The sequence below is a fragment of the Nocardia sp. NBC_00881 genome (genome assembly GCF_045207455.1).
Classification (GTDB): domain Bacteria; phylum Actinomycetota; class Actinomycetes; order Mycobacteriales; family Mycobacteriaceae; genus Nocardia.
This window is the reverse complement of record NZ_CP108798.1, coordinates 98,310-125,145: the sequence shown is the minus strand read 5'-3', so window position 1 is coordinate 125,145 and position 26,836 is coordinate 98,310. Positions and strand designations below refer to the sequence as shown.

The 26,836-nt window shown below is 65.4% G+C and carries 1 protein-coding gene (running past one end of the window); it reads right to left on the bottom strand.

What is annotated here, in order from left to right:
- On the bottom strand, window positions 1–26,836 hold the start of the coding sequence (locus OH799_RS00465) for an ElyC/SanA/YdcF family protein (protein ID WP_406274080.1). Its footprint begins 85,460 nt before the window's first position; the window shows 26,836 of its 112,296 coding nt (coding positions 1–26,836); it begins with the start codon at window positions 26,834–26,836; its stop codon lies beyond the left edge, outside the window.

Below are 26,836 nucleotides of genomic sequence, written 5' to 3'. Positions count from 1 at the left end.
CCATCATTTTTGTCAGCCCCGGATTCCCCCGCCCCTGGTCGTCCAGACCGGCGCTGACAACCGAACGCAAATTAGTGCGGTTACGGAGCAGCACAGCGAAGTGACCCGCGACTTCACGGAGGGTGTCGATGCCGACATTCGGATCCTTATCGAATCCGACCAACCGCACACCGAATTCTTTCGCGAAATCCGCCGCGATCTTCGCCTTCGCAAGCTGCAGTGCGGGATCCGGTTCAGGCACCGGCCTATCCCCGGCCACGAGGGCCTGAATTTCGCGCAGCAGTCCGTTCCGCACCACCAGCGATTCCGGCCCCGGGACATCCAGCGCAGCCATCGCGAACGAACGTCGGTGACCGCGGCGGAAGTCTGATATGCCAGGGCGGCCAGCGGAACGCTGCGCCATCAACTGCGCTTTGAACTGCCGCCAATCCATGGGATGGCGACCGGCGGCACGATGATCGCTCAGATCGAGATTGACCCTCAGAATCGCCCGGTCATCCAGTGCCTCGGTGATCGCGAGCCCGATCAGATAGGAGCCTGCGAACCTACCGGGCCGCTCCGCGGGACCACCGTGCGCCGCAACAACATTCGCACCGAATTCCGGATCTGTGAGGAACCGCTCGTTGATGACGACATCCACCACGAACGCCCCATCCCGCACCTCTGCCGATACGGAACCGAACACCTCACCCTCGACCGCACCGACGCCGATGCTCAGACGCATCCACGGGAATTCATCCCGCAACGCATCGAGCATCGTTGCGATCTCGCCGGCCAATTCGGCGGCGCTGCTGGGATCGCCTACGGTGGCAATCGAACCCAGATCCCGCAGCACCCGACCAACCGGCTCCGACACGGATTCCGTCGGTCCGGTCTCGGTTGAGTAGTCCTCCGCCGCGGCCTCGTCGACCCGCTCCGGCGAATCCGCACCGCGCGACGGCTCGGTTGAACCCGCGCTATCGCCGTTGTCCCTCCATCCATACGACGCAGGGGGATCCGCCGACGGGGCGCCACGCATCGACCGAGACTCTCCGAACTTCCCCGGTCCCCCACCCCCGTGCCGCAGCGCGGACTCACCGCGGCCACGTCCGGTGATGCTCGAGTCCCGAAGATGACTGTTCCCTTGCGCGGGGGGTTCCGACAACTGGTACTCGCCCAGGCCCTCCAGACCGGGCATATAGATGGTGTCTTGCACGCCGTTGCCCAGCTGCACGCGCGGCTGTCCGGACAGTTTCAGGGTGGCGATCATCGCGGAGTTGCCCTGGTCCTGTGACGCACGGACTTTCTCTGCGATCCAGTCCTTCGCACCGTTCGCGCCGGGATGATCGAAGCACGCCGCAAGCTGTGAGCACACGTACGGCGCCCAATCCTCGTCCAGCGTCGGTTGGAAGATGTTCGCCGACGTGGAGACGCTCACCTGGCGGTCGTCAGGTCCACCGGATACCCGCAGGTAGGTGATCGCCGAACCTGCGAAGTCGCGGAATTGCAGTTGCAACCAACCGTCGTACGCCTCCAGATCGACCTGCGGGCATCGATTCTCGAGCCCCTCGAGATAGCGCAACACCAGTGCACGTTCACGGTCATCGAATTCCGGATGTCTGTCGAACCAGGCGATGAGTGCCTTGGTATCGGTGGGGGATCCGACGAAATGGGCCGGTGCAGGCGCACTCTGAGCCGGATCTGCACCCACCAGCTCCGCAGCAGCCCGCAACGCCGCGGCCAACTCCTGATCGGCGTCAGCGATTACGCGCTGTTCCGGCTCAGCCGGCACATCGGGATAGCTGTTATCGGAATCGTGACCCGCCCCCGCGGGGAACCCGAACGGCTCCTCAATGTCGTCGAGCGGCAATTCGAGTGTGCCGTACGACGTCTGAACGGTGAGCGTGGTCTCGGTGACCTCGATGCGGCCGGTCACGTCCCAGTTGCCTCGGTCCAGCCGCAACAACCCCCGCACCCGCTCCACCTGCGGCTCGGTCAACCGGCCACCAGCGGCCAGCACGACGGTGTCGAGCAGGAAATCGGCCTTGCAAAGCCGAAGTTCGACGAGACGCCGACTACCGTCGGCGTGGGCGTCCACGGTCAGCCAAGGACCGAAGTCTTCCGCCTCGATCCACAGCGACTCGGTCCCGGACTCGGTCCGGCGCAATCGTATCGCCGCAGGTTGGCCGGCATGCGCGATGCCGTCTGCGCGGCGCAGCAGTTCCACCGCCCACGCCGCCTCGGCCCCGAACTCGGTGAGCTCCGCGACGTGCTCGGCCGCCTCGGCGAGCGACCGCTCGACATCACCGTCGACAGGCGCTTCACCCCACCGGGCGAATACCTCCCGCACCTCGGCCACCGCAGTAGCGAGCGCACGGATCTCGGATGGGGCTTCCGGCCCGGATCGGAGCAGAAGCCGGTGCAGTTCGGCGCCGAATTCATCGACAGCTCGGAGTGTTTCGAGCGCCGGTGGTGTCGCGGCGCGCGTGGGCAGGGCAGCCACCAGCGCCTGGTAGGACCCCGCCATGGACTCGACCAGCGCGGCCTGCCCGGCATCGGGATGGTCGATCGGCAGCAGCGCGTCCAGCCCGTGCCGCAGCGTCGCACCGACCGAACGAGTCGCATCGGACACCAAATCCGCGACATTCGCGGCGACATTCGCGAGCCTCGGATCTGCGGCGGCAACATCCGACGGGCGCAGCGTGTAATCGCGCCAGTTCTCTGGATGCGGACCGTGGATGCGGAGCTCCGCCGCACCCTCCGGCGATTCGGTCACCGTCAGCTCCACGCCGGCCGAACCGTGGTCGGCCGTCATCCGCGAACGGACCTCGCCTCGCACAATGGCCGCATCGCCCGGACGCACCCGGCCCGCGGTCAACAACCCGATCACTTCGTGCGCGAATGCCGTTCGCGCATCGTCACCGCCACCGACGTACACTGACCGGGACCGTTCCCCACCTCGGTGCTCGACGTCGACCGACAGCCACATCTGCCCTGCGGCGTCGTACAGAGTCACCCGCAGCCCGTTCGAGTTGTCAGGGTTGCCCACCCAGAACCGGCCGCCACCGCAGGCCTGCGCCGCCTGATCCAGCACCGCCGCCACCCACGCAGCTTCTGTGACGAAACCGGCCGAGGCTACGGATTCGCGCGCGTCCGCGATGGACTGGGGGTCGCCGGGGGTGATCTGGCCGCCGCCGCTCTGGCCGTCCTCCACGTTTGACTGCGGCTCTGCGGGCGACCCGAGTTCGACATCACCGCCTTGGTCGAGTGCGCTGCGCAAGCGCTGACCCGCGGTCGTTTCCGCTCCTGCCAGCCGGAGGAATTCGTCACCACATTCGCTGAGGACAGTAATGATGTCGGGATCGATCTCCTGCATAGCCCGCACCCGGTCGAGCAGTGCCACGAACCAGCCGACAGCATCTTCGAGCGCGCTCGCCGCACTACTGTCGACGGTTTCCACCGAGGCGAGCCCATCACGCGCCCGACGCAGGCCAGCCACGTTCAGGTCGTCGTGGCCCTCCGCCATCCAGTGCAGCGGAGCCTGCGCGCCTCGGAGCGCCGGCACCACCGAAAGCTCCTCGGCGCGAGCGGGTTCCACGACGATGTCCGGCTGGTCCGCATCGTCTGCGTCGGTGGCCGGGCCCAGCCACTCCGGGGGGTCGTCGCCGAGATCCTCCTCCATCGCGGGATTGAAATTCAGATCCCACATTCCGGTCGATGGCCGGAATCCGCCGTCGCGGTATCGGGTGAAGTCACGACGCTCGCCGCCGCTTGTCGTAGTTGATGCCGGCGCTCGACCAGCAGACGACCGTCCGAGATCGTCCTCCGGTCCCTCCGCCAACACCTGGAACCGGAATCCTCGTTCATCCACCGACGCGCCGATCCGCAGTGGGCCCTGCCCGATTCGGCCCCGTCTACCGGCCATCCGGCGATCGACGGTCGCCTTCTCAGCAGGTGCCAGGTGCAGTGTCAGCTGGTTGTAGGCGAGTTCGAGATCTTCCAGACGGTCCGGCGGAATCGACCAAGTGGCCGCCCACTCTTGCGGCCCATGGATTGTGAGTGTCAGGCCGGTGCCGTCCGTGTCGGTAATCGCCACCTGGAGCGCGCCATCGTCCAACAGTCGGACCCGCACGCGCATATCTCCGACATTGATGGCCGCGAGATTCGCTCCCAACACCATGTTCGCGACCTCGGGGGGGACCCGTCCGCTCAACCACCGGGCCAACTCCGCATCGACTTGGAGCGGCCGTTCCCCGTAGCGGCGTTCGCTTCCCGCCGACTGGATCGTTGCCTCACCGCCGGACACGACCGCCGCGAATCCGCCTGCGTCCACGGCGGAGTCCATCCACGCGGAAACCTCGTCGACGTCCTCCTCCACGACCAGCTCATGGGTTTGATGGAATGCTGCTTCCTCGGCGACGCGGATGTTCGACGAATCCGTGACGAGCCACGCCCCCTCCGGGACCGGGATGTACTCGCCAGTCTCCGATTTCAGCGCGACCAGCGATCGGAAGGGAGCCCGCATCGCATTTACCTGGCGCGCCACTTCCGTTCCGTCGGTGGCGTTGTCGCCGCGCAGCTGGTAGGCGGCGCTCCGGCGCACGCTCTCCGCGATATTGCTCAACTGCTCAGCGCTGAGCACCCGATGCGGCTGTCCATCGATCAGCACTACCGGCCAGGCACCACGTTCCTCCGCCAATCGACGACGAGTGGACTCTGGATCGCCGGTGAGAACGCCGGTGGCTCCCAAGCGAATAGCCCGCCGCACATCCCCTGCGTCAGCACCGGAGATATCGAGGAAGACCTGGACGCTGTCCGCACCGATATAGGACCGGAACAGCGGATCCTCGTTGAACAGTGTGTCGATCGGCTCTCCGCCCGCGAGCACCAGAACCGCCGACCCGATGCCACGCCGGAGGAACGCGTTGAGCCGATCGAACGCGTCGAACATGGCATCGCGGTCGAGCACATCGCTGTCCGCCGGGACGCGAACGTCCACCCACAGCACCCGTTGCCCCTCGGGCAGATATCCGGCGTCGGTAAGTTCGGCGGCTGCCGCCAGCACCTCCGGATCAGCGCTCTCGATTCGAACGCTGTCCACACCGTCGAGGTCGCGAGCCACCGCATCAAGAATCTCCCGGCTGTCCACCGACAGCGACAGGTGCTCACCAGCTGATTGCGCTACCTCGGCCACCGGGACGACCTGCCCCTGGTCTGTCACGACCACGGTCGCGCCGTCGACGATGGAAACCGGTACCCGGGTGGTGGTCCCGGCCTGCGGTGGTGCCCCGGCAGCCCACCCGCAGAACACCTGGAATTCGTCAGCCGGCACGTGGCCACCCGGCTTGGCCAGTGGGCCGTCGAGATCGCGCACGTAGCCGAACTCACGCGCCCATGGGCCGTCCTGCTCGAGCCCCGTGCTCGGAGCCCACGTCACTGTGGTGTCGTCCGAAGAGTTCGGATCAAGGTCGAGCTCGAGCCGTACTTGTCCCTGCAACTCGATCAGAGCAGCCGACCTGGGTCGCCGGAACAGCAACTGCCGCAACCGTTCCGCACTCAGTGGAGGTACCGCGGGTCGCGGATCGCCGCGCCGGCCGTGCGAGGCCAACCGCGCCCACTGTTCGGCCGCGGTGTCGCGCCATTGCGGATCGTTCGGATATCCCTCCCACGACACGCGCACCGCATCGGCGGTCACATCCACCGTGATCCGTCCGGGATGACCGTCGAGATCGATCTCGACCCGCCGGCCCCCCGACGACCCCAGCGCACGGACCACCACATACCCGCCGAACTTTTGGATCGGCTCGAAGATCAAATCCACTGCGTCCGCGGCGAACCGACCACCGAGCAGCTCCTGGAGTTCAGTCCGTAGCTGATAGAGCAGCTCATTGAACTGGTTGCCCCGGACAGACACCTCGTACAGGGGCTCGCCACCAGACACCAGGCGGGCTTCACCTTCACCAGGCTCCGGCGAATCGCCAGAATTGGAGTGACGCGCATACGGTTCCGAACCAAAGGAACCCGCTGAGCGCCCTTGTCCCGCCCCAACTCGATGCGGGCCCCACTGCGACGCTTGCACCCCGTCGGGCATAGCAGCGCCTGACGCGGCATCGGCATCCGACCAGCCCGGATCGCCGAGACGCAGCACCGCGTCGAAGGAATGCCGGGCACCGTCGGGGGTCCACACCCACACCCGGCCGCCGACCGAACGGACCGCACCGCGCCTTGCCTTCGTCGACCCGTCACCGAGCGTCAGCTGGAATTCGACTGGAACCCAAGGCCCCTCGGCCAGGACCGCACCCAGTTCGGATTGCGCGTGCACTGCGTCCAGGACGCCGCGGGCGAGATCCGATTCGGACGCACCGACAGGACCGGAGGCCGCCAGCACTCGGAGGCCGTTGATCTTGGTGGCCCGGACACGTATTGCGGAACCTGCACCGGGCGGGTCCCAGTAGCCTTCGGCGTCGGTGACCTCTCCCTCTTGCGCGGTGGTCACGGTCCACTGGTGCCAGGTTTCGGCCGCGATATGGCCGCTGACCATTCGCACATCACCCGTGACACTCCAGCGGTGGCGACCGCGCTCATCGCGGTCGACTATCACACCGACTTCGCCATCTGGGCCGTCGATATCGACGCACAACCCGCCATCCGACATCAACCCCGCCCGCACCCGGCCGTCGCCGGAACGCATTGCGTGGTAGGTCACCTCGGCCAGTACCTGACCGATACCGTCGTCGATCCCGTTGGCACGGAACCACGCACGCAAATCTCCGACCACCTCTGCGAGCAGGGCTCCGGCGAATCGCGATCCGTGCTCGCGCCTGCCGTGCGCGAGCCCCCTCGATGTGTCGGCGAAGAACCCGTCGATCGCGAATTCGAACGTATAGCTCAAAGCTGATCGGCCGACGTTCGCCGAGAAGAAAACGTCCGCACGATTCAACAGCGCGCGCACGTCCGAGTGCTCTTGGAGGGCATCCACATCCGAAGCGACAATGCCGGGGACATCTGCCACGGATGCGTTGATGTACAGGCTCGGGTCCTCGCTGGGGCCCATGGCCAGCTTCGCCCAGGTCCTAGCACCGCCGACAACCAACACGTCGGCCAGCTGGTCGAGCGCCCGCGCCCGCGCGCGGAGTTCATCCGGCTGCTGCTGAAGCGGATCCACCGACACCGCGAGATCATTCGCCCGTTTCTCGAGCACTCCGCGCGAAGCGGGTGCGCTCGCGAGTTCGACGAGCACCTCCGCGAGCTCCCTCAGTCGCCCGGCACGCGCCTTGGCCGCATCCCCGAGTGCTGGTGCCAGCTCCGCGAGCAGAGCCGCTGCCGCGTGGACATCGGGATTATCCTTCCCGCCGGGAAGCAGCTCCCCGAGCCACTCGCGCAATTGACGCACATCCGGTCGGGTTCGACCATGCGTCCAGAAAACAGTGCTCGCCACTCCCTTTGATGAGGACTGCATCGAGTATTGGTATTCGAAGCGAGGCGGCAGGGCCGATTCTTCGCCCGCAGTCGTGTCAACTCTGTTCCGCTCGCCGGTATTCGAGACTGTGAGTTGACGGTGTCCATCGGTCCACCCGACGTGCACCCTGGCTGGCAGACCCGCTTGTATCAACGCCCCCAACCGGCCGAAGGCCGCCGCAACCTCGGCTTCGTTGCCCCAGTCCCCGGTGAGGGCCTCCCAGTCCGCAACCAACCGGCGCTGCGCCGCAGCGGTTTCCGCTTCCCGCTGCGCCTCGGTCAGCGCATTCCAGTCCTGTACGGGTCCATTGCGCCAAGCCTGCGTCCCCAACCAACTCGACCAGTCGACGCTGAACCATCCACGCCCGATATACATCACCGTGCGGACCACATCACCGTGCTGGATGGTGATCTCCAGTTGCGGCACAGCGCTATCCGACCGCTTCATCGGGGTCAGGTCCTGCAGCTTGATGCCGATCCGGCCGTCGTCGCCCTCCGCAGCGGCGGACACGAACCGCATGACCGAATGCACCGCATCGGGCAGCAACAGCAGATCGTTCAGCTTCGCCCGCAGGACCTGCTGCTCGTTTGTGTCGGCGCCCTGATCCGCCGATTTCACCCCGCCCGCACCAACAGCCGCCACAGCCGCATCAGATTCGAGTGCCCCAGTGCTGGGCACGCCGATATCGCCGTCGGCGCTGTGGGTTTCGTCAACTGTGGACGAGCCATCCTCGTCGAACCCTGCGGCGAGTGCGGCGATCGGGACTCCAACGTCCCGCGGGCCGAGGCGGTCTCCGGGACTAACGTCACGATTCGACTCGGCCACAGAGTTTCCGCCGGGTCCCTCGCTCTTGCCGGCATATTTCCTTGCCCAGATGAACCGGAGATCCTGAGCCGCGGCGCGATACGGTCCCGACGTCGTATCGGCGACCAGGTTCGCCACGATGCCTGCCCACGCCTCATCCCATGAGATGGCCCCGTTTCTGGCGGCTTCCACCAGATCGCGTTCGCCGAAGTCCTCCGCCGTCGATCCCAGGTGTTCCTGGGTGTAGTAGTCGATCTCGCGTCCAGTGTCGCTGACCTCCAACCATGCCAGGCCGGACATGAGCAGCTGCTCCCCGACCGGTGCGAGCCGGTCGGGGATCTCCCTTTCGATCCACTCCTGCTCTGTCATTCCCGGCACCGGATCCGACGGGTCCGACGGCTCGGGCTCGGCTTCCTCGGGGGTGTGCGATGCCACCACGGCCTGCTGCGCGAGAACGTAGAGGATTTCGGTCGCGTTGCCCTCGAGACTCGCGCGGACCAGGATTTCTTTGGTTTCGGGATCGACGACGCCGAACTGTCCGTTTTCCAGCGACACGTAGCGGAATGTCCAGCCGTGTGATTTGAGCGTCTTCACGACCTCCACCAGCGAAGGCGAATACGAGACCAATTCATCGACATCGAATCCGAGACCGGTCACCACCCCGCGGTATTCGAACCACATCTCGGTGATGTGGTTGAAGTGCTCCTGGTACAGGGATCCGTCGGGATCGGCGAGTATCCACTTGGCAATGCGCGTGCGCGCCTCCTCCGGAGATAGGGCCCCGATGCGAAGGCGCTCATAGGTCGCTTCCAGGAAGGGATCCGCGGACCCGATGTCCTCCTCGCCGCCGCGCAGAATCTCCCGCCGTGCCCGGATCGCCACCAGCTCCCCGGCGGCCCAGCTCTCGAGGCTCTTGCGCATATGGCGGTCGACCCACTCGCCCCTGGTGTCGGTGTCGGTCGGCGGTTCGACGGAGGTATCGACCGTGTCGTCGGTGAATCGTCCGATCGCGCGCGCGAGCCACGCCGTGACCGCGGTGGGGTCTTCCTCGATATCGACGCCGAAGGCGATCAGCTTCGTCCCGAAATAGACCCAGTACGCCGAGCCTTCGCCGCCGTACGCGAAGGTCCAGCCCGCCTGCAGCGCTATCTTCAGTTTCGACACGAGGAACGGAGACTTATCGACCAGCGCGTAGACATCCGGGCCGAGCATGCGTGTTATCGCTTCCTCGACATCGACTTCCGGCACGTCGGCGTCACTCGGGACGTCGTCATCGATGGTCACCTCGGCGACCCCCGCCACAGCCGCTGCGCCCGCGACGCCAGCGGCGAATTTCAGCACTCCGCGCCGCAACCAGCCGCGCTTGCCCGCATCGGATTCACCGGGCTCTTGTTCGAGGACGTCGGGAGTCTCGCCGGCGAACGGATCCGGGCTTTCCAGCGCGGTCTCAACACTCGGCACCGGAGGGTTCGCATCCCCGGGGTCCGTTAGGCGCCGCCGGGCGAATTCACTTTCGATCATGGCCTGATGGACAACCGCGTCACGGGGATCGGACTCCGACTCGGTGTCCGGCACGGGTCCGACCGTGGAACTACTCGGGCCGGCAGAGCCTTCCGGCAACCCGGGTGACGGCGCGGGATCCGGAGTGGTCGCGACCTCCGCACCAATCGTCTTTTCTGTTGTGGGAGACCGATCCGCCAGAATGGTTTCCAGCGGGAACCGATGGTAGTCTGCTACCGCTTCCGACAGCCGGCCGAACAGCGTCGGCCGCTCGGACATGTGCGCTGACAGAGGCATCAAGTCCCTGACCAACCCCAAGACTCGCGAGCGCTTCTCCTCATCCGGGTCGAATAGGCCATCGGGCAGATCAGAGCCTCCCCGCTCGACCTGGAACTTCACGCCCGGGAAAGCGTCCGCTATCGCCTTCAGTGCGTCCAGCACCCTCGCTCGGACCTCAGCAATGGCGCCACTCGACCCCGCCGCCTGTGAATCGGAACCATCCTCCTCGAAACGAGCGCCATTGGTGTTTGGCCCGTACCACGGCCCGCTGCCGGGCTCCTCGAGACGACGCTGGCGGCTACGCTTGGGGTCGACAGTGGTTCCTGTCGGGCCCATTTCGACACCCTGCCGCTGATGGCGGATACCCAGCAAGGGTGGAGTCACCCGATGGTCGGAGTCCGGTTCGGCAGTAAGCGGCGCCGGCGGATGGAAGTCCGAACGAGGAGATTCGAAGCCGCTTCGGTGTGCCGGCGCGCCGTTCTGGTCCGAGTCCAATTGGGTCCGCGCCGGTTCGTCGCTGGATTCGACGTCAGACGCCGACGCCGCATACCGGTGGGTGTCCTGAGAATCGCCTTCGGAGGCGCGGGCGGCAGCTTCCGGGGAACCACTCAGCCCTGCCCGGATAGCGTCGGCTTGCTTCGCCTCCCGAACTTTCTGACCATCTGACGTCGATTCGGGAAGCTCGGTCAAAGTCTCGTAGACGCGGGTGGTGTCCTCGTCGTCGCTGAAGCTCGCATCCGCATCTTGCTGCAGCTCAACAGTGTTCAGCCACGAGTCGATCTCGAGCTTCAGCGCGTCCACAGCCGCACTGACGATGTCGGCGTCGGGACCGTGGAAGATCCTCGGGTAGAACGCCATGACACGGCCGTCGTTGCCCCGACCGATCTGCACAATGATCTGTTTCGACATGCCGTGGTCGAAGCGCAACGAAAGGATCAGCCGCACACCGCCGTTCGCGATCCAGTCGATCCCGTCGAGCTGGATGGAGAAGTTGCCAACGCGGCCGACGAAGAACTTATAGGGGTAACCGTCAAACCTTTCGAGCCGCGAATCCAGCAACAGCTCGGTGTACCTGCGCAACCACAATCCACCTTGCTCGACCTCGAGCGGCTCCGGGGTCGGCTCCTCGGCTGCTATCGGCGAATCCGCATTCGGCTGGTCCGGCTCGGCATCTGTCGCCACGCGCTCCGCAGCGTCGCTGGCGGTCGAAACGTCGCTGCCCGCCACAGCTTCGGCAGCCACCGGCACCGCCTCGTCGAATTCCTGCGCTGGCCCCCCCGGCACGACGACCACCATCGACCGCGGTGCCGCACCGCCGGAAACACTGACCGTGATCTGCTTCCGCGCACCACCGAGCGAACCCTGCAACCAGCGCGCAACCTTGTCGACGGTCTCGTCGCTGTCATGCCAGTTCGACACCATCGAGCTGAGCAGTCGATACGTGAATTCGGTTGGCCACCCTTGACTGTCGCATTCGACCGTCCAGGTGAATTTCGCGTCCGCGCCGTCGGCACCGCTGGGGGCCTCGACCGTCAGCCAGTGCGAGAAATCGGCACCGGCCCCGTGAATCGTCAGCTGCCGGGAGTTCTCGTCGTAGGCGACGTCCGCGTAGCCGCCGCGTTCGCTGACGCCGGATGCGAGCGATTGCCGCAGGATCTCTGTGGTGTCGTCAACGAAACCCCAATCACGCAGCGCTGCAACGAGTTCTCCATCCGGCAGCAGCGTATGCGCAGGCGCGATCAGGTTCGATTGCCTGCTGTTCTCGTAGACTTGGACGCCGGGGATGAACTTGCGTTCCTCCGCAGCGCCAGCCCTGCTGCCGGGGCGGACACCCGGATACTGCTCGAGGAGAATATGTTCGCCGTCGCGCAGGGGCCTGCCTCCGGGTAGCGCCTGGAACAGTGTGGCGATGACGGCCTCGCGGAGTTTCAGGCCGTTCATGTCGGAGTAGAACTCCGGGAACTGCTTGGGCTTCCACATCGCGTACTCGAATTCGTCGAAGTCGCCGCCGCCCGGACCGTCTTGATAGAAGCCCTGCAGCGCCGACTCGACATCATCGACCTCGGGATGGCGCACGACCGACTGATACGCGACATCCGCGATCCCATATGCGAGAACAGTTGTGAGGTCGTCGCGCGACCGTCCCTCGGCCCACGGGTGAACCTTCCGCTTCGCCAACTGGTCCGCCAGCCATCCGGGCTCGGTGAACACCCGCTCGTTCAGCACGAGCACCCGCTGCTGCCCACCCGGCACATCCTCCACCCAGGACTCGCAGAATTTCCCGCTCTCCAGCGGTGTCACCGCGATCGCATGCGGCAGCGCCACCTCACCCTGCCTATGCGCCGCCCGCAGGAATTCCGTGATCTTCACGAGATCAGCGAGCGAGATTTTTCCGTTCGCAACCAGCCCGCCGAGGTGCACACGGGTATCCGACACCTGTTCGGCAACAACCTGTTTCGCCTGCCTGTTCTGGGCTGCGACTCCAGCCTCCGGTCGCGGCGCGGGTGCACCCGCGCCCGAGCCAGGAAGGTCGACTGCCGCGAAACCGGCGGCCACCGCCCCGGTTATCGCACCCGCATCCAGTCCGCTGGGTTGTTCACCAGGCCCCGGGACCTGCGTACTATCCATCCCCGGCTCCAGGGACTCGAAACCGGATGCGAGCGGATCCGCATCAGCTCCGTTGGGCAGGCGGAATTCATCCCACAGGCCCTCCACTTGCTGCCGCATTTGCTGGTGGGCGGGCACCTCGGGCTTGCTTTGGATCTCATCGACAAGCCGTTGGACTGCCTGATCCCACGTGATGTGGTCGGCGGCGAAATCGTCGTAAGCGCCCGCCGCTCCGAAGGCGTCCGGCTCGCCACCCCATTCGTCCTCCGGGAAGTCGCTGATGTCGACACCCCTGTTGTTCCAGATTTCCCGCTGCGCTTCGAAGGCGACAAGACAAGCCACGGCCTCCATACGGAACTGCTTCAGCAGTTCGCGATCGATCCATTCCTGTTCCGTTATCCCCGGACCGCGCGGCTCCACCTCGATCCCGGACATAACGCGGCCGATAGCTTTCGCCAGGAAGAACACCTTCTGCTCAGCCGAGATCAGATCTGAAACCCCGACGCTGATTGCCTTGCCCGTGGGATGAATCTCAGTCCGGCTCGCATCCTCAGACGGTTGGAAGGTCCAACCGTCAGCCTGGAGATCACGCATTCGTTGTGCCAGCAGGGGTGCGTGTGCAAGGAGCTCGTCGATATCGCGACCGAGGCCGGTGGGACCGCTGTACCAATAATCGATGAGATCCTGGTGGTAACCGCCGTAGTCGTGCCCGTCTTCTTCGAGGCGGTAGAACATCCGATCCGCGACGCGATCGATGGCCTCCGGGAGGGTTATCCGACCGATGTCGTCATATGCCTGCATCTCGCCATATTTATTCGTGGTGAAAGCATCCGGTGGCAGGCTGCCCAATTGCTTCTCGAGCTCACGACGCACTCGGGCGGATACGAGCGCGGCGTGTGCCTCGTTCTCGTAACGCTTGCGCAGCTCAATGGCGATCCAGTGTGTCCTGGTCGTCCCCACTTGCCAAGGAGCCTTGGCGGTGTCCACACCATAGTTTGCGTGGCCGAGTTCATGCGCGAGTGTGAGCAGGATTCGCGCCGCGATCTCATCGGCAATCCGATCCGGATCAGTCTCCCCTCGCTTCATCGCAATTTCTTGCGCACGGTTCGCTATTTCGGCACAGTCCACCTGAACCAGCGTTTTATCACGGCTGTACGTACCGTGGGTTCCATCGCAATGGCACTTGTCGCCACCATTTTCGATCGTGTGACCGTTGCCGCGAGCACGGTTGAACTGCACCATGAAATATTCGGACCGCCGGGCCAGCCCGTCGACCAGGGCGTCGATTTCCGGCCCTAGCCCGGTCTCCAGGATCGGTGATTGCGGAACATCGTCGAGCGAAAGATTGCCGTCCTCGCCGGATGGAACCGCAACAGCTGTCGCAACGAGCGCGGCTACCCCACCCTTGACCACTGTGCGTCTCGTGACGCCGCTGTCGTTCGCACTGTCCGATTCAGCCAGCTCCCCGACCTTTTCGGCAAGGTTTTCAATCGCGGCCCGCTCGTCCTCGAGATATTGCTTTCTGTGTGTCAGGCGGGCCTGCCGAAGGGCTCTCACCCAGACATTTTCGTCGTCCGCCGGACCAATCCGTGCACTCAGGATCTGCCGATCGAATCCGCCCAACTCGAGGCGTGCAGCCTCAACTTGCTCTGCGTCCGCCTCCGCCAATATCCGATAAACAGCGTCGGATTCGTCGAGGTGGTGGACTTCCCGCAAAACCCTCAGAATTACCTGAAGGTTCTCTTCGAGAAGGTCAGCTGGTACTTCCGCACCCGGCTTGGTCGCCGAATGCGGCATGGGCGGTGGCGTGTACGGAGCGTCCCCCTCATTCAAGAATCCGCCATCACGACCCGAACCACCATGCTCATCACCACCGAACCCCGCAACACCAGCACCCACCGCAGCTGCCCCCGCAACCACCCCATCACCAGGCGCACCAGCAATACCAGCCCTGGGATCCTCGACGGCCGCCACACTATTGCCACCGGAGCGATCGCCACCATTGGCCACATCCCACTGCGACTCAGCCTCTTCCAACCAAGAGTCGTAATATGGCGCGTCTGGATCCTCCATCAACTCCCGCGCAATCCACTCACGCGCAATCTGCGGATCCCAGATTCCGATCCTCAACTGCTCATAGGCGACCTCCTCCCCATGCTTATTCGGCTCGATGTCGAAATCAACAGGCTCGAACTCGAAAATATCGACCGGTGCACCCTCGGCACGGGACCCCTCCAGAATCTCCCACCGAGCCTGCGCGGCCACCAACAGATGATCCGCGTACTGCGAGAACCGCGCCAGCAGATACGCCTCTACAAAATCCTCGCGAGACATCCCCTCCGGATTCGGCACAAAAGCCAAATACCGCAGCGGATCTCCACCAGCCTCCCCGACCGCCACCGCGAGCAGATACACAACCTGCGCCGGATCCGACTGGGCATCCTGGTCGATCAGAATCATTCGGGCATCGTGATCCACCACGGTCCGATCCCCATACCCGATCGTCCAAGGCCGCTCGCTCAGCAGCAGCTCATTGATCCGCCGACACAACGACTCCGAATAATTGACGAGCTCGGCGACCTCAGCACCGAAAGTCTCATGCAACCAACCGGATTCGGCGGCACTATCACCAACCACGACCAACCCGGACCCAGCCACCACCGCCCCACCTGCAACCCGGCCAGCCGTAGTCAATACACCACGCCGACTCCAACCCGCACCACCGGATGAGGTGTATCCAGCAGTGCCATCGGCAGGTTCCGTTTGCCCGCTGCCGTCATCCGATGGGAAAGTCTCACCGCGATCGAGCGCGTCCGGAGTCACGGCATCGAGGTCCTCGAGCCCCGACACCTCGGAGAAACCGAGCCCGCGGGCGCCTTGGAGCGGTGCCGGCTCCGCAGTGCCGGTTGCCGCGTTCACGGAGGTGTCGGTCGCCGCGTCGTCCGTGGAGAGCCCGCCTGTGTCGTCGGCGTGGTGGTGATGGTTTCCAGATGCGTGCCGATCGGGCACGATAACCGGCCCGGAGTAACGCTGCTTATCCACACCATCCGAATCGCCAGCCCCCACGGACTCCTCCGTGACACTGGTCGACGTCGCCGAATCTTGTTCTCCCCCCACTGATCCGAGCTCATCAACAGCATCGTCGTTCGGCTGGAACGAACCAACCGCGACACGGCCGATCTCATCGCCACGAATCGACTCCACTCCGGCCGGCAGCGAAACCGCGCCCGATATGTCCGCTACATCGGCAGGCGCCACCGCGAACACATCCACCCCGAGCCCAGACAGCAACCGCACGTCCGGCGCCCCCGCCACACCCCGCAACACCACCGCAGCCACAGACCTCAAGCCGGACGCCGCATACACCTTTCTATCCGCGTCAGGCCCGTCCCCGACGACAACGATCCGCGGCCGCGGCGACCGATGCCCGACACTCACTAACGCGTCGTCCAGACCCGACACACCTCCCCCGACCGGAACAACTACGGCCACCCGACCATCCGGATCAGCCGCCCGTACCTGTTCCAACACGTCGGCGATGCCCGCAGTCTCGGCCGACTGCGGATTCAGTCCCCCCGCACCCGCATACACCACCACCGAATCCGCATCCGCCAGATCCCCCGCCACGAACCCGAGATGGCCCCCACCCAGATCGACCGGCGTCAATCCCATCTGCGCCAACGCCAGACCGTAGGCACTGTCCGCCCCGTCCGGGCCCTCGCCATGAGCATCCGGCCACTGATCGGTGTTGAGACGTTGCGCCTCACCCTGCGGTAATGTCGATTTGTTGCGTGTGCCATCGCCCGCCAGCAACTCGTACAGCAGCTGCTCACCAGTGGACGCACCGCTGAAGCCTTTGAAGTCCACGGCAGAAAATGCCTCAGCAAACAGCTCCTTCACATGCATATGCAGTGGCGAGTCTTCATCTTCTTCAGCGAGCAAATCCTCCACGCCGTAACTGCTGAACACGTCTTGTATCCATCCGACGAACCCTTCATTGCTATCGTCGCCAGTAGCGCGATACGCCAAGCGCAGCAACTCGAGGACAACCTTCACGTCGACTCTCAGCGACCGATCACTGTTGAAGTTGAATTTATTCGTCAGCCATTTGACGAATTCCCGGTCGTTGTCGGTAGTCTCGCGATAGACCTCACGCAATGCCAATACGGCGCGGCGGGACAGATCGCCTGAGACTAGCGCCGAAAATTGCGCCGCGTGCCCCAATTCGTGAGCAATGACGTTACGGAGCATCGTGGTCGCCGAGCCGACCACCTCGCCGAGCTCCACCCGCCTCGCAAACCTCTGGCGCGCCTGGTCCAAGTCGGTGAGATCAGATCGGTCCAGGACCAGGTTCGTACTGGGCTTCCCACCGCCACCGCTCAAAGCCTGCAACTTGGCGAAGCTGTCGCTCGGCAACTCGCCGACGACAATGTCCGTAAGGATCATCCAGGGGTGTCCATCGAGCACATCGGCCACAGCGTCGAGAATCTCCTCAAGTGTGGTCACATCGATGGCTGGGTCGTCGAACCCGTTCTCCCACTGGACACTTTGCACAGACCAGCCACGCGTCCGTACGAGATTCATAAAACTCTCGATAGCATCCAGCTTGGCCGTTTCCTGGGAAACCGATTCCCCACCAGTGGCCACCACAGGTGATGGACTTGCCGAATCCGGAACGCCTGCAACAGGATCGGACTCATCCACAGCCGGCGTATCGACATCGTCCGACGCACCAGAGTTAACGTCCGTGGGCACGAAATTGGTGCCGAACACGGCTTCCAGTTCCCGGGCGCGCTTTTCCTCGTTATGCTGCCGCGCCGCCTTATTCCACTCAGCAATGCCGGAACTGGTCACTGGCACTGCGCCGCGCGAGTCGCCACCCACCGGCCCCGAACTCTGATCCCGCCCAGCGACAATTCCACTCGCGTCCGAAGCCTCCACCGGCCCAGCACCCACGGGCCTCGAACTGTCCTCGGACCCGGCAGGCACCGACGTACCATCCGAACCAGGAAGGGCTTGCGCGGTGGTGTCCAGGTTCTCCGTTTCGAACGGCCCGAATTGTGGCGATGGGCTGGCCGCGCCGGTGTCGTTCGCGAGCTCTCCCCGCGTAGTCTCCGGCTTTCCAAGACCGCGGGATTCGCCGGCAGACTCCTGGAACGTCAACACCCTGTTCGGCTTTCCCCCCACCGTGACCGTCACCGTCCGGTTCGGCTTCGCACCGGACAGGGTCGCGGTAACCGGCCGCGCCGTCCCATCCGCCAGGTCGTCGAACATTTCCTGGAATTCGCGGTCGGCTCTGTCGAGGACATCGTCGACGTTGCGCCAGTCAGACATCAACGTGTGCCACCCGACCGGGACGCTTTCGCCCTGCACCCGCCACTTCACCTGCCCGGCCCCTGTAGCAGGCTCGATGGTCGAACTCAACCAACGTTTACCCTTGCCGGTAGCACCGTCTGTGTCGGCGGGATAGCCGGTGATCGTCACCGCCCCACCCGACAAGCGCGACACCGTGACATTTCCCCCATGAGCCGCGACACCAGCCGCTATGAGCGCCCGCAGCGATGTGGACATATCGCTCAGCCCCCACTCACGGAGCACCCGGCTGAGTTCCTCATCAGCCGTGTCGGGAAGCACGCTCATGGCCGTGGATCCGTCCCGCAGAGTGAGTGTGCCCCCCGGCTCACCGGACAGCGCGGCGGCGACAGTCTGCTCCGCGCCGGCGACATCGGCAGGCACCGAAGCACCGCCGGAACCAGGATCGACGTGGTTGCCGTCCGGCTTCGGAGCAGGGCGGGATCCGCCGCCGGACTCCCGGAACGTCTTCTCCCCAGGAACTCCCTTCACGGTCACGGTCAATGCCCGGTCCGGCTCCCGCCCGGACAACGTCGCCGTGACAGTGCGCGCCGTTCCATCCGACGGGTCACCGACCACTTCATCGAACCAGTTGGCGGCCTCCTCGCGGATATCGTCGGAATTGCCCCAGTCCGACATCAGCTGGGTCCACCCGGTCGGGTCGCCCTCGGCCTGCGCCCGCCACCTGACCTGCACGTCCCCGGTATCGGGATCGGCGGTGACACTCATCCAACGCTTACCTTTACCACCAGTGCCATCATCATCGGCCGCGTAGCCGGTGATGGTCACCGCTCCACTCGATAGGCGCGACGCCCTGACATCTCCCCCGTGCGCCGCGAAACCAGCCGCCACCAGCGCCCGCAACGATTCGGATACTCCGCCCAAACCCCAATTTTCGAGCACCTGACCGAGTGCCCCACCTGGCACCATCATCTCCGGCAGCACACGCAGTATCGAAGATCCGAGACGTTCAGTGAGCGTGTATCGCGGACCACCCTTGCCCGACCCGGAACCTCCCAGCTTCGACGCGGCAGCACTCTGCCCGGGCGTGGTGTCCTCGACCGTCGCACCGTCCGCAGCGTCACCCAAGCCTGTGATGTCGGCCAATTCCGCCCGGGCCCGCACCAGCTCGGCACGCAAGTCGCGCACGTAGGCGACCTGCTGACGCATTTTCTCGAAAGCGTCCGCCGAGCGGTCGTCTTCTTCGTCAGTGGGTTCGGCGCCCAGCCTCCCCAACCGGTCCAGCGCAAACTCTGCCCGCTTCAGCCTCGCCTCTAAATCGGCTACCTCCTCAGCTTTGGCCTCAGCCGCAGACTCCCCCTCGACCGGACCGTCATCAACCAGAGCATCAGGTTCAACGGAACTTCCCAGGCCCGCGACCGCGGCAGAGACAGCGGCGAATTCCGCTGGCGAGAGGCGTTTTCGGAGGTCACGAAAACCTGTCAGCAGCTTCCGCAACCGCTGCGCCTGGCCCCCAGGTCCCTTCCCGGTTCCGCCCGACGCGACACCATAGTCGGACAGCAACTGTTCGAGACCATCGGCATAGGAGCACAGCGTGGTCTCGATGTCCTCGGCGCCGCGAACATCCGCCGCCAACAGGTCGATGATCGCGTGCACCTGCGCCGTCCTCCGGTCCCCCGGCGGCAGTTGTTCGGGCAGCAGCTCAGCGAACAGCTCGGCAACCTGCTGACGTGCTTCCATGACGTCGGCCGCGGCGGCCGCCCACTCCGGCGACTCACCATCGAGTCCGGCGGCCCGCGCCTCCAACCGGGCCAGACGCTGCTGAGCCCGCTGCAGCACCCGCAGTCGTTGTTCCTCCCGCGCGACCGGCATTCCCTGCATTCCGGGCGGCACCCGGAATGCCTGTTCGATCAGCGCGTCCCGCAGCGTCCGCAGCGCGTGTTCCTGCAGCAGCGCGGTCAGAACGGGGTTCGGCGATCCGGCCTGCGTGGCCATCGGCCGCCCAGCCACCGACTCACTATTCCGCTGCGTGCGCAACGTCGGCCGACCTGCGGCATTGACCCCCGCCTGCCACAACTCGATCTCGACACCACGCGGATCCGCGGCCTGGCGCACGTACACGTCCAGCACCGGGTCCTGCACCCCGGCGGGCAGGATGATTATCAGCCTGCCGCCGATCAGCCGACCCCATGTGCCGATCGGGAGGCCACCGAGGCGTTCCAGTTCCGCCCGCACGGCGGCGTCGGTGAGCCGCTCGACCAGCGCGTCGAATTCCGCGAGAGCCTCGGAAAGTTCGCCGTGGTGTTTGTCATCGGGGTCCAGCAGAGCCAGCTGGAGGCGAACCTCGTCGGCCAGCTGGCCGAGCGGGAGGGCGCCGATGCGGTCCGGACCACCGCCGACCGCCGAAAGCGCACCCGTCAACATGCGACGGACCTCCGACTCGGTCTGCTCCGGATCGTCGGTCTCCGACGCAGTCGTCCCCGACTCGGCGATCCCCTGCGCGGTCGTCTCCTGCTCGGTGGCCTTCGAATCAGCGTTCTTCGAATACTGCTGTCCCGCGACCTCTTTCGGATCGGTCGCGGTCTGCTTGCCACTGTCCCCGGCAAGAGCGAATTCATGGTCGGCCAGGATCTGGTCCAACGCCGTGTAGTCATCCAGCGACAGCTCGACGCCCTCCCGGAGCTCGACCCGCCCGGTCAGTTCGTCAGACTTCCCCGACAGCACCGCTTGCGCCGCGGCCCACATTTCGTCGAATGTCAGCCCGTCGCAGTTGATGAGCAATGAATCGAAAGTCTCCGCCAAACGCATGGCGGTCTCATTCCGGACCTGGCTCGGCGATGTGCCATCCGAGATCGCGTCCTCGTATCCGGCCGCCGCGAGGGCCAGGGGCTCCCATGCCCATTTCGGCAGGTCCATACGCCCCAGCTGTTGACGCGCCAGCTCCAGCAACTGCGACGGAGTCATCCGCTCCGGGTACTCGACCAGCCCCTCGAGCGCCTGTACCAGGGCAACTACCTCTGGACGGCGCATTTCGGCGCGACGCCGCTCAACGGCGTCGACAGCGGCCTGTTCCAACATGTTGCTCTGAGCACACAAGCGCTCCGCCCTGGACAACCGCTGGAACGCATTGGCGCCATTGGCTTTCGCATCATCCGCGCGGCTGAACTCCTGCAGTTTCGCCCGGACGGCGGCACGCTGCTCGGGATCCGGGTAGCCCATGAAGACCCGCTGGTACAGGCGATCGATCAGATTGGCGGCCTGCCGGGTGGCCATCCGGGCGAGCCGGTTACGTTCGCGGGTGATCTGTTCGGCACAGGCATTCGCCTCGGTCAGTGCGCGCAGCAGTCCCGACCGATCCGAGTTCTGGGTGGTCGACTCAGGCGCGACCGTACCCATCAGCTTGTCTCGCCGTGCCTGCAGTCCCGCCCGTCGGGACCGCAGTGCATCGAGCTCGGCTTGCAGCTGATCCCGCATCACGATCTGGGCCGCCACGCGGGCCTGCCCCAGTTCCCGGACCTCAGTGGACTCCGGCATCTCGTCGAACGGCTCCAGCGCGGCAACGAGCTCGGCGTGTTCGGCCGCGAGCTGCTCGATCTCGGCCTCGATCTGCGCCACTTTCCTGGCCACGTCATCGAGTTCGGCGCCCAGATGCTCGACCTCAGCGGCCAACGCGGTGGCCGCAGCGACCGGATCGATGCTGCTGTCCACATCCGACACCCCGGCGAGTGACTGGGTCGCCAAGACCTCCTGCACCCTCCGCAGGGTCTGGAGTTGCTGTGCCAATCGGGCGTCGAGGCTGCCCAGCACGGCGGACTCGGCGCTGCCCGCGACCCGCCGATCGGGTCCAATCGCCTGCGGCGGTTCGGTTCGCCAGGCACCGCCGTTCCAGTAGGCGACGGTCACCGTACCGTCCGCGGCCACCGCACGCCGCTCGACCACGACCCAAGCCGATTCCAGCGCCGTCAGGGTTCCCGGATCGCTGATCGGGTTGCCGCCCGAGGTTTCGTCGGCAATGATCACCAGCCGGTCGCCGACCACCTTGCCCCAGTTGCCGATCGGGGCGCCGCCGACCTGTTCGCGTTCGGCGCGGATCGCGGCCGACTGCCGAAGTGATCGCTGGAATTCGGCGACGGCCGCGGCCAACTCTTGCAGCTTCTGGTCGGGGATATCGGTGCGCTGCGAGTCGGTCTCGGCCTGTTCGGCGCGCGCTTTCGCGTCGGCGAGCACCCGCTCCGCCGCGGCCAGCAAGAACGTCGCCGTCCGCTGTTCGGGCAGCTCGACGCCCGCTGCGGCGAGTACCTGGGCCAACTGTTCGGGACCCATCGGCTTCCCACCGCTGCCGGAAACCTCTGAACCGAACTGTGTTTCGAGGGTGTGCAGGCCCGCCTCGATCGCCTGCACCCGTTGAATCGCGGCGTGCGCGTCGTCGCCGGTGATGGCGTTCGCGGCGGCGACGGTTTCCTCCGAAACAATATGTGCCGCAGATGGATTCATCCCGACGGTGAAGGCATACAGCTGCCGCTTTGCGATCTGATACGCATCGTCCGCGGCGGCGGCGATCTCGTCGTCGCTGCGGGCCTGCTGTTCCGACAGCCCATCCGCCGCCCGCGACTGCGCCAGCCGCGCCAACAGTTCGCCCGCCTGGTCCAGCACCGCCGCCAACCGGTCCCGCTCGGCCTGCAGCCGCGCCCGCTCCTCTTTGCGAGCTTCGAGTTCGGCCCGCAATCGGGCCTGCTCGGCCTGCCGAGCCTTCTGCGCCGCCTTAGCCCGACGCCCGCGCGGTGGCTGTTCTGATTCGCCGAGGTTGAGCCCGAAGCGTTGGGCCTCGATACCGCCGATCTCCGTGTCGAGGTTACCGATCTGCGTATCGATGTCGCTCAGCGCCTGCGGCAGCTGTTCCGGCAGTACCGGCAACTCGGACGCCGAAGCGGCCAACTCCGCGGACATGAGCTGCATGCCCTGCGCCCGCGCGAACCAGTCCGACCGGGCCCGCGCCAGCTCGGCGCGCAAGTCGGCGACCTGCTGACGCATTTCCTCGACAGCCTCCGCCGAGCGGTCCTCTTCTTCGTCAGTGGGTTCGGCGCCCAGCTTCCCCAACTGCGCCAGCGCGAACTCGGCCTTCTTCAGTTTCTCCTGGAGTTCGGCTACCTGCTCGGCGAGCTCGAGCAGCTCCGAAATCTGTTGTCCCGCAGTCGGCGACGGTCCTCCACTGCCCACCTGCAGGGCCCGTGCGACCAGCACATCCCGCACGGTCCGCACGGCGTGCTCCTGCGCCAGCGCAGTCCCCGTAGTATCCAGCGTCTTGATGTCCGGTTGACCCGGCACCCATTTGCCGTTCTGCCACTGCTGGTACACCGGTAGACCGGCGGCGTCGACCAGCACCCGCCAGTGCTCGATCTCCACGCCCCGCTGCGCCGCAGCTCGTAGAACCGGATCGGCCAGGACCGGATCGTCGGTCTGTACCGGGCGGATATGCAGCAGCTTGCCGCCGACCACCCGCGCCCACGGACCCACCTCGACACCGCCGAGTTGTTTCAGCCGCGCCCGCGCCGTGGCTTCGGTCACCGTCACGACCAGTGCGTCGAAATCGGCGAGCGCATCGGTCAGCTGCTGGCGGATATCGGCGGCGAGATCCTCCTGCCGCAGCGCATCACGCGCCTCGTCCACCAATCGGCCGATGGCCCACGCGCGCACTTGCTTGGACGCATCCGGACTGTCAGCCAGCTCCCCGAGCGCGGCCCGCAGCCGGCCGCCGATGCCGGGGAGACCGGACTTCTCGGACTGCACCGCCGGTGTCGCCGGAATCTCGAACCGCAGCCGGTAGCGCCAGCCGAATCCGGTGCTGTCGGCGACCCCGACGTCGACGCCGTAGGTGTCGGCATGCATCGTTACCGCCGGGGCGTCGCGCCCGCCGTCACCCGGCCGCGCCGACAGCTCGGTCGGCATCCCGGCGCCGAGATCGAAGAGGTGGACTCGCAGGCGCGAACCTGTCTTCGGATCTTCCGTCACCTCGGCTTCTACCCGCACCTTACGACCGGAACGCGATGCGGCATCGCGCAATGCCTGCTCCAACGCGGTCTTCGCATGCTCGGCCTGGGTGGGTGACCAGTCCGAGGTCATCGCGTTCAAGGCCTGAAGCGCCAGGTCCACACCGGAATCCACCTCGTCGCCAGCGATCGTCAACCCGACCTTGGCCAGCCCATCGGTGATGACGAAGACTTCGTCTTTATCATCAACATCCTGAAGATCCTCGAGCCCGGTCACCTCGTGCACGCCACCGATCGGCCGCCCACTGCCCTGGTTCGCCATCTGCCGGAGTGCTTCCGACATCCACGGCATCTTCTGGCTCTCGAGCCAGCTGGACAGATGTTTGGCCAGATGGTCCACTTTCCGGTCGCCACCGGGCTGTGCCGTCAGGATAGACGTGTCGGCCGCAAATTCGGCGGGGACGGGGCCGACCGTCTGCTCCAATGCGGTGAGGTCGCTGTACTCCGCGGACGGCGCGGGACCGGCGCCGGAGTTCTCGGACGGCGCGGCACCGGCGGGGGCGGCGGGGTCGCCGAACTCCGAATCCAGTGACGCACCGATCAACTCGGCGAAATCCGCCCGCGAACCTGCCACACCGGTCCAGCCGTCGAAGACGGGCGCCTTCGGATCCGCCGACGCCGCAGTATGTTTCGGCCCAGAGCCGGTCGGCGCGGACGCCGTGAAACTCGGGGCCGTCAGGTGTGCCTCGAACCGAATCTCGTTGTGCCCAGATGAATTCCACCCATATGCCCACTTATCCGAGTTCGCGAACACCAAATCCAGATTCCGGTGGGCAGGCTGATCGCCCTGTCTACTTCCGGTCAGCTGGTCATTGGCGCGCAACCCCAGATCCGCGTGCGCGTCGACCACCCGGACCTGCACCACCCCATCGCCGCCCAGCGTCGCAATGACCCGCGCATTCGAACCGGTTCGCCGCACCGCATCGACGATCGCCTGGGTGACTGCCGCACGGAATCCGTTCACCCGGAACTCGAATATCCGCAACTCCTTCTGCCGTTTGCGCCGCACCTTCTCCGGCAGTCCGCTGAGGTCGACCTCGGGGATCTGCGGCACCAGCTGCATGACCTCGTCCACAGTCTTGGTGATCGCGATGGACTGACCGATGTTGTCGGCGCCGATCAGGACGCCGTTCTCGTCGTACCGGGAGGCCGGCTGGTCGGCTCCATGGCCGGCGAAGATGTCGGTGCCGACGATCCTCGAGACGAACCCGGGGCCCGAGGACTGTTCGGCCTGTGCGACCGTCGCGGTGGATTCTTCGGATTCCTCCTCCTCTTCTTCCTCCTCAGGCGCTTCTGGCTCCATCCACTCTTGCAGTGCCTCATCGAGCTGTTCGAACCGCGCCAACCGCTCCGCTTCGGTCAACGAAGAATCAGCGAGATTCGACGCGGCGATACCGAACAGCATGTCGCCGACCAGCCCATGCGCGGCAATCCGCTCCGCACCCTCCGGGAATCGCCCGTCCACCTTCTGATGAAGGCCGGCCACGATCCCATCAGCCTGCCCCCGCGCTTTGACGGCGTCGACGTCGCCTTCTGTCGACACCCCCGCCAGGGATGCGCCCTGGTCGATCCGCTCTGCCACATGCCCCTGGAGCTTCTCCATCAGCATCCGCCGGGCATGCTGATTGACCTCGGTTTTGCCCTCGTTATCGAAGGTGACGCTCTGGCTGACCTCCCGGACGGCGGCGTCGAGCGCCTGGTGCGCGCTCTCCCGCTCGGCCTCGTCCCGGAGATAAATGTCGATATCACGATGCATCTGCCGGACGAGGACGTCGGCATGGATGTCCGCCTCGACGTCGCTCATCCAGGTCCGGAGATCGTGGAACTTCTGCTGCTCCTCGATCGGCCGCCCGCCGAATTCCGAATAGCCGCGGAAGCCGTAGACCATGCTCGACGGTGCGCCCGACACCGCACCACTCAGCAGTTGCAGCCCCGTGAGCGAGTCGAATGCCTCACTCCATGACTTGCCGTCGTACCTGGCCCCGGCCACACCACCGAACACTCCGCCCACGAGGCCCGCCAGAATTCCCTGTATCGCGCCGCGGCCCAGCCCGCCCCACTTGTTGTAGGGCAGGATCTGCATCAACTTGGTCGATCTCCCCATCAACCGGTGCAGGAGGTGGCCGATAAATCCGCCCCCCGCACCGCCCCAGGCACCCGCCTTCATATTCTTCTTGAGTGCCTCCCAGTCGAGCTCGTCCTCACGGCCTTTCTCGATCAGCGATTGCTGGACGAGCCATTCCTGCAGACCCCCCTGCAAAACCTCCTCGAGCATTTCCTGAATGGTCTCGTAAAGGTAACCACCCGCACGGGATATGTATTTGGAGATCTGCGGAAACTTGGTGACCAACCTTTTGGCCAGGCCGCGGGTGATAAACTCGATGCCCTTCTCCAGCAGGCCACCGAAATATTTCGCCGCCCAGCGGCCGCTGATGATAGCCCGCCATGCGGCCACTTCACCGGCCGGCCCTGCCGCGCTGGCAATGGTTACTTCGATAGCAACCCACAGCAGTGTGATGTTTTGGTTCAGTTTCGTCGCATAGATCTGATTGCCGAACGCGCCGATGGCATCGGCCAGCGCCTGAGCATTCTCGAGAATACCGGCACCGGCAATGCCGAACTGGCTGATCTGCCGCTGCAGCTCCTCCGAACCCTCCCCCTCCGGCCAGCCCAGGGCCGTTTTCCTGGCCCACTCGGCCGTCTTCTCGACGAGTGCGACGTTCCCTTCATCGATGAGATCTTGCAGCTGGTCCGCAATCGCCCAGACCGCCTCCTCGTCGGTCGGCGGCCAATGATCGCCGACCACAAAGAAGAACGGCTTTGCGAACGGGAATACTTCGAGTCCCAC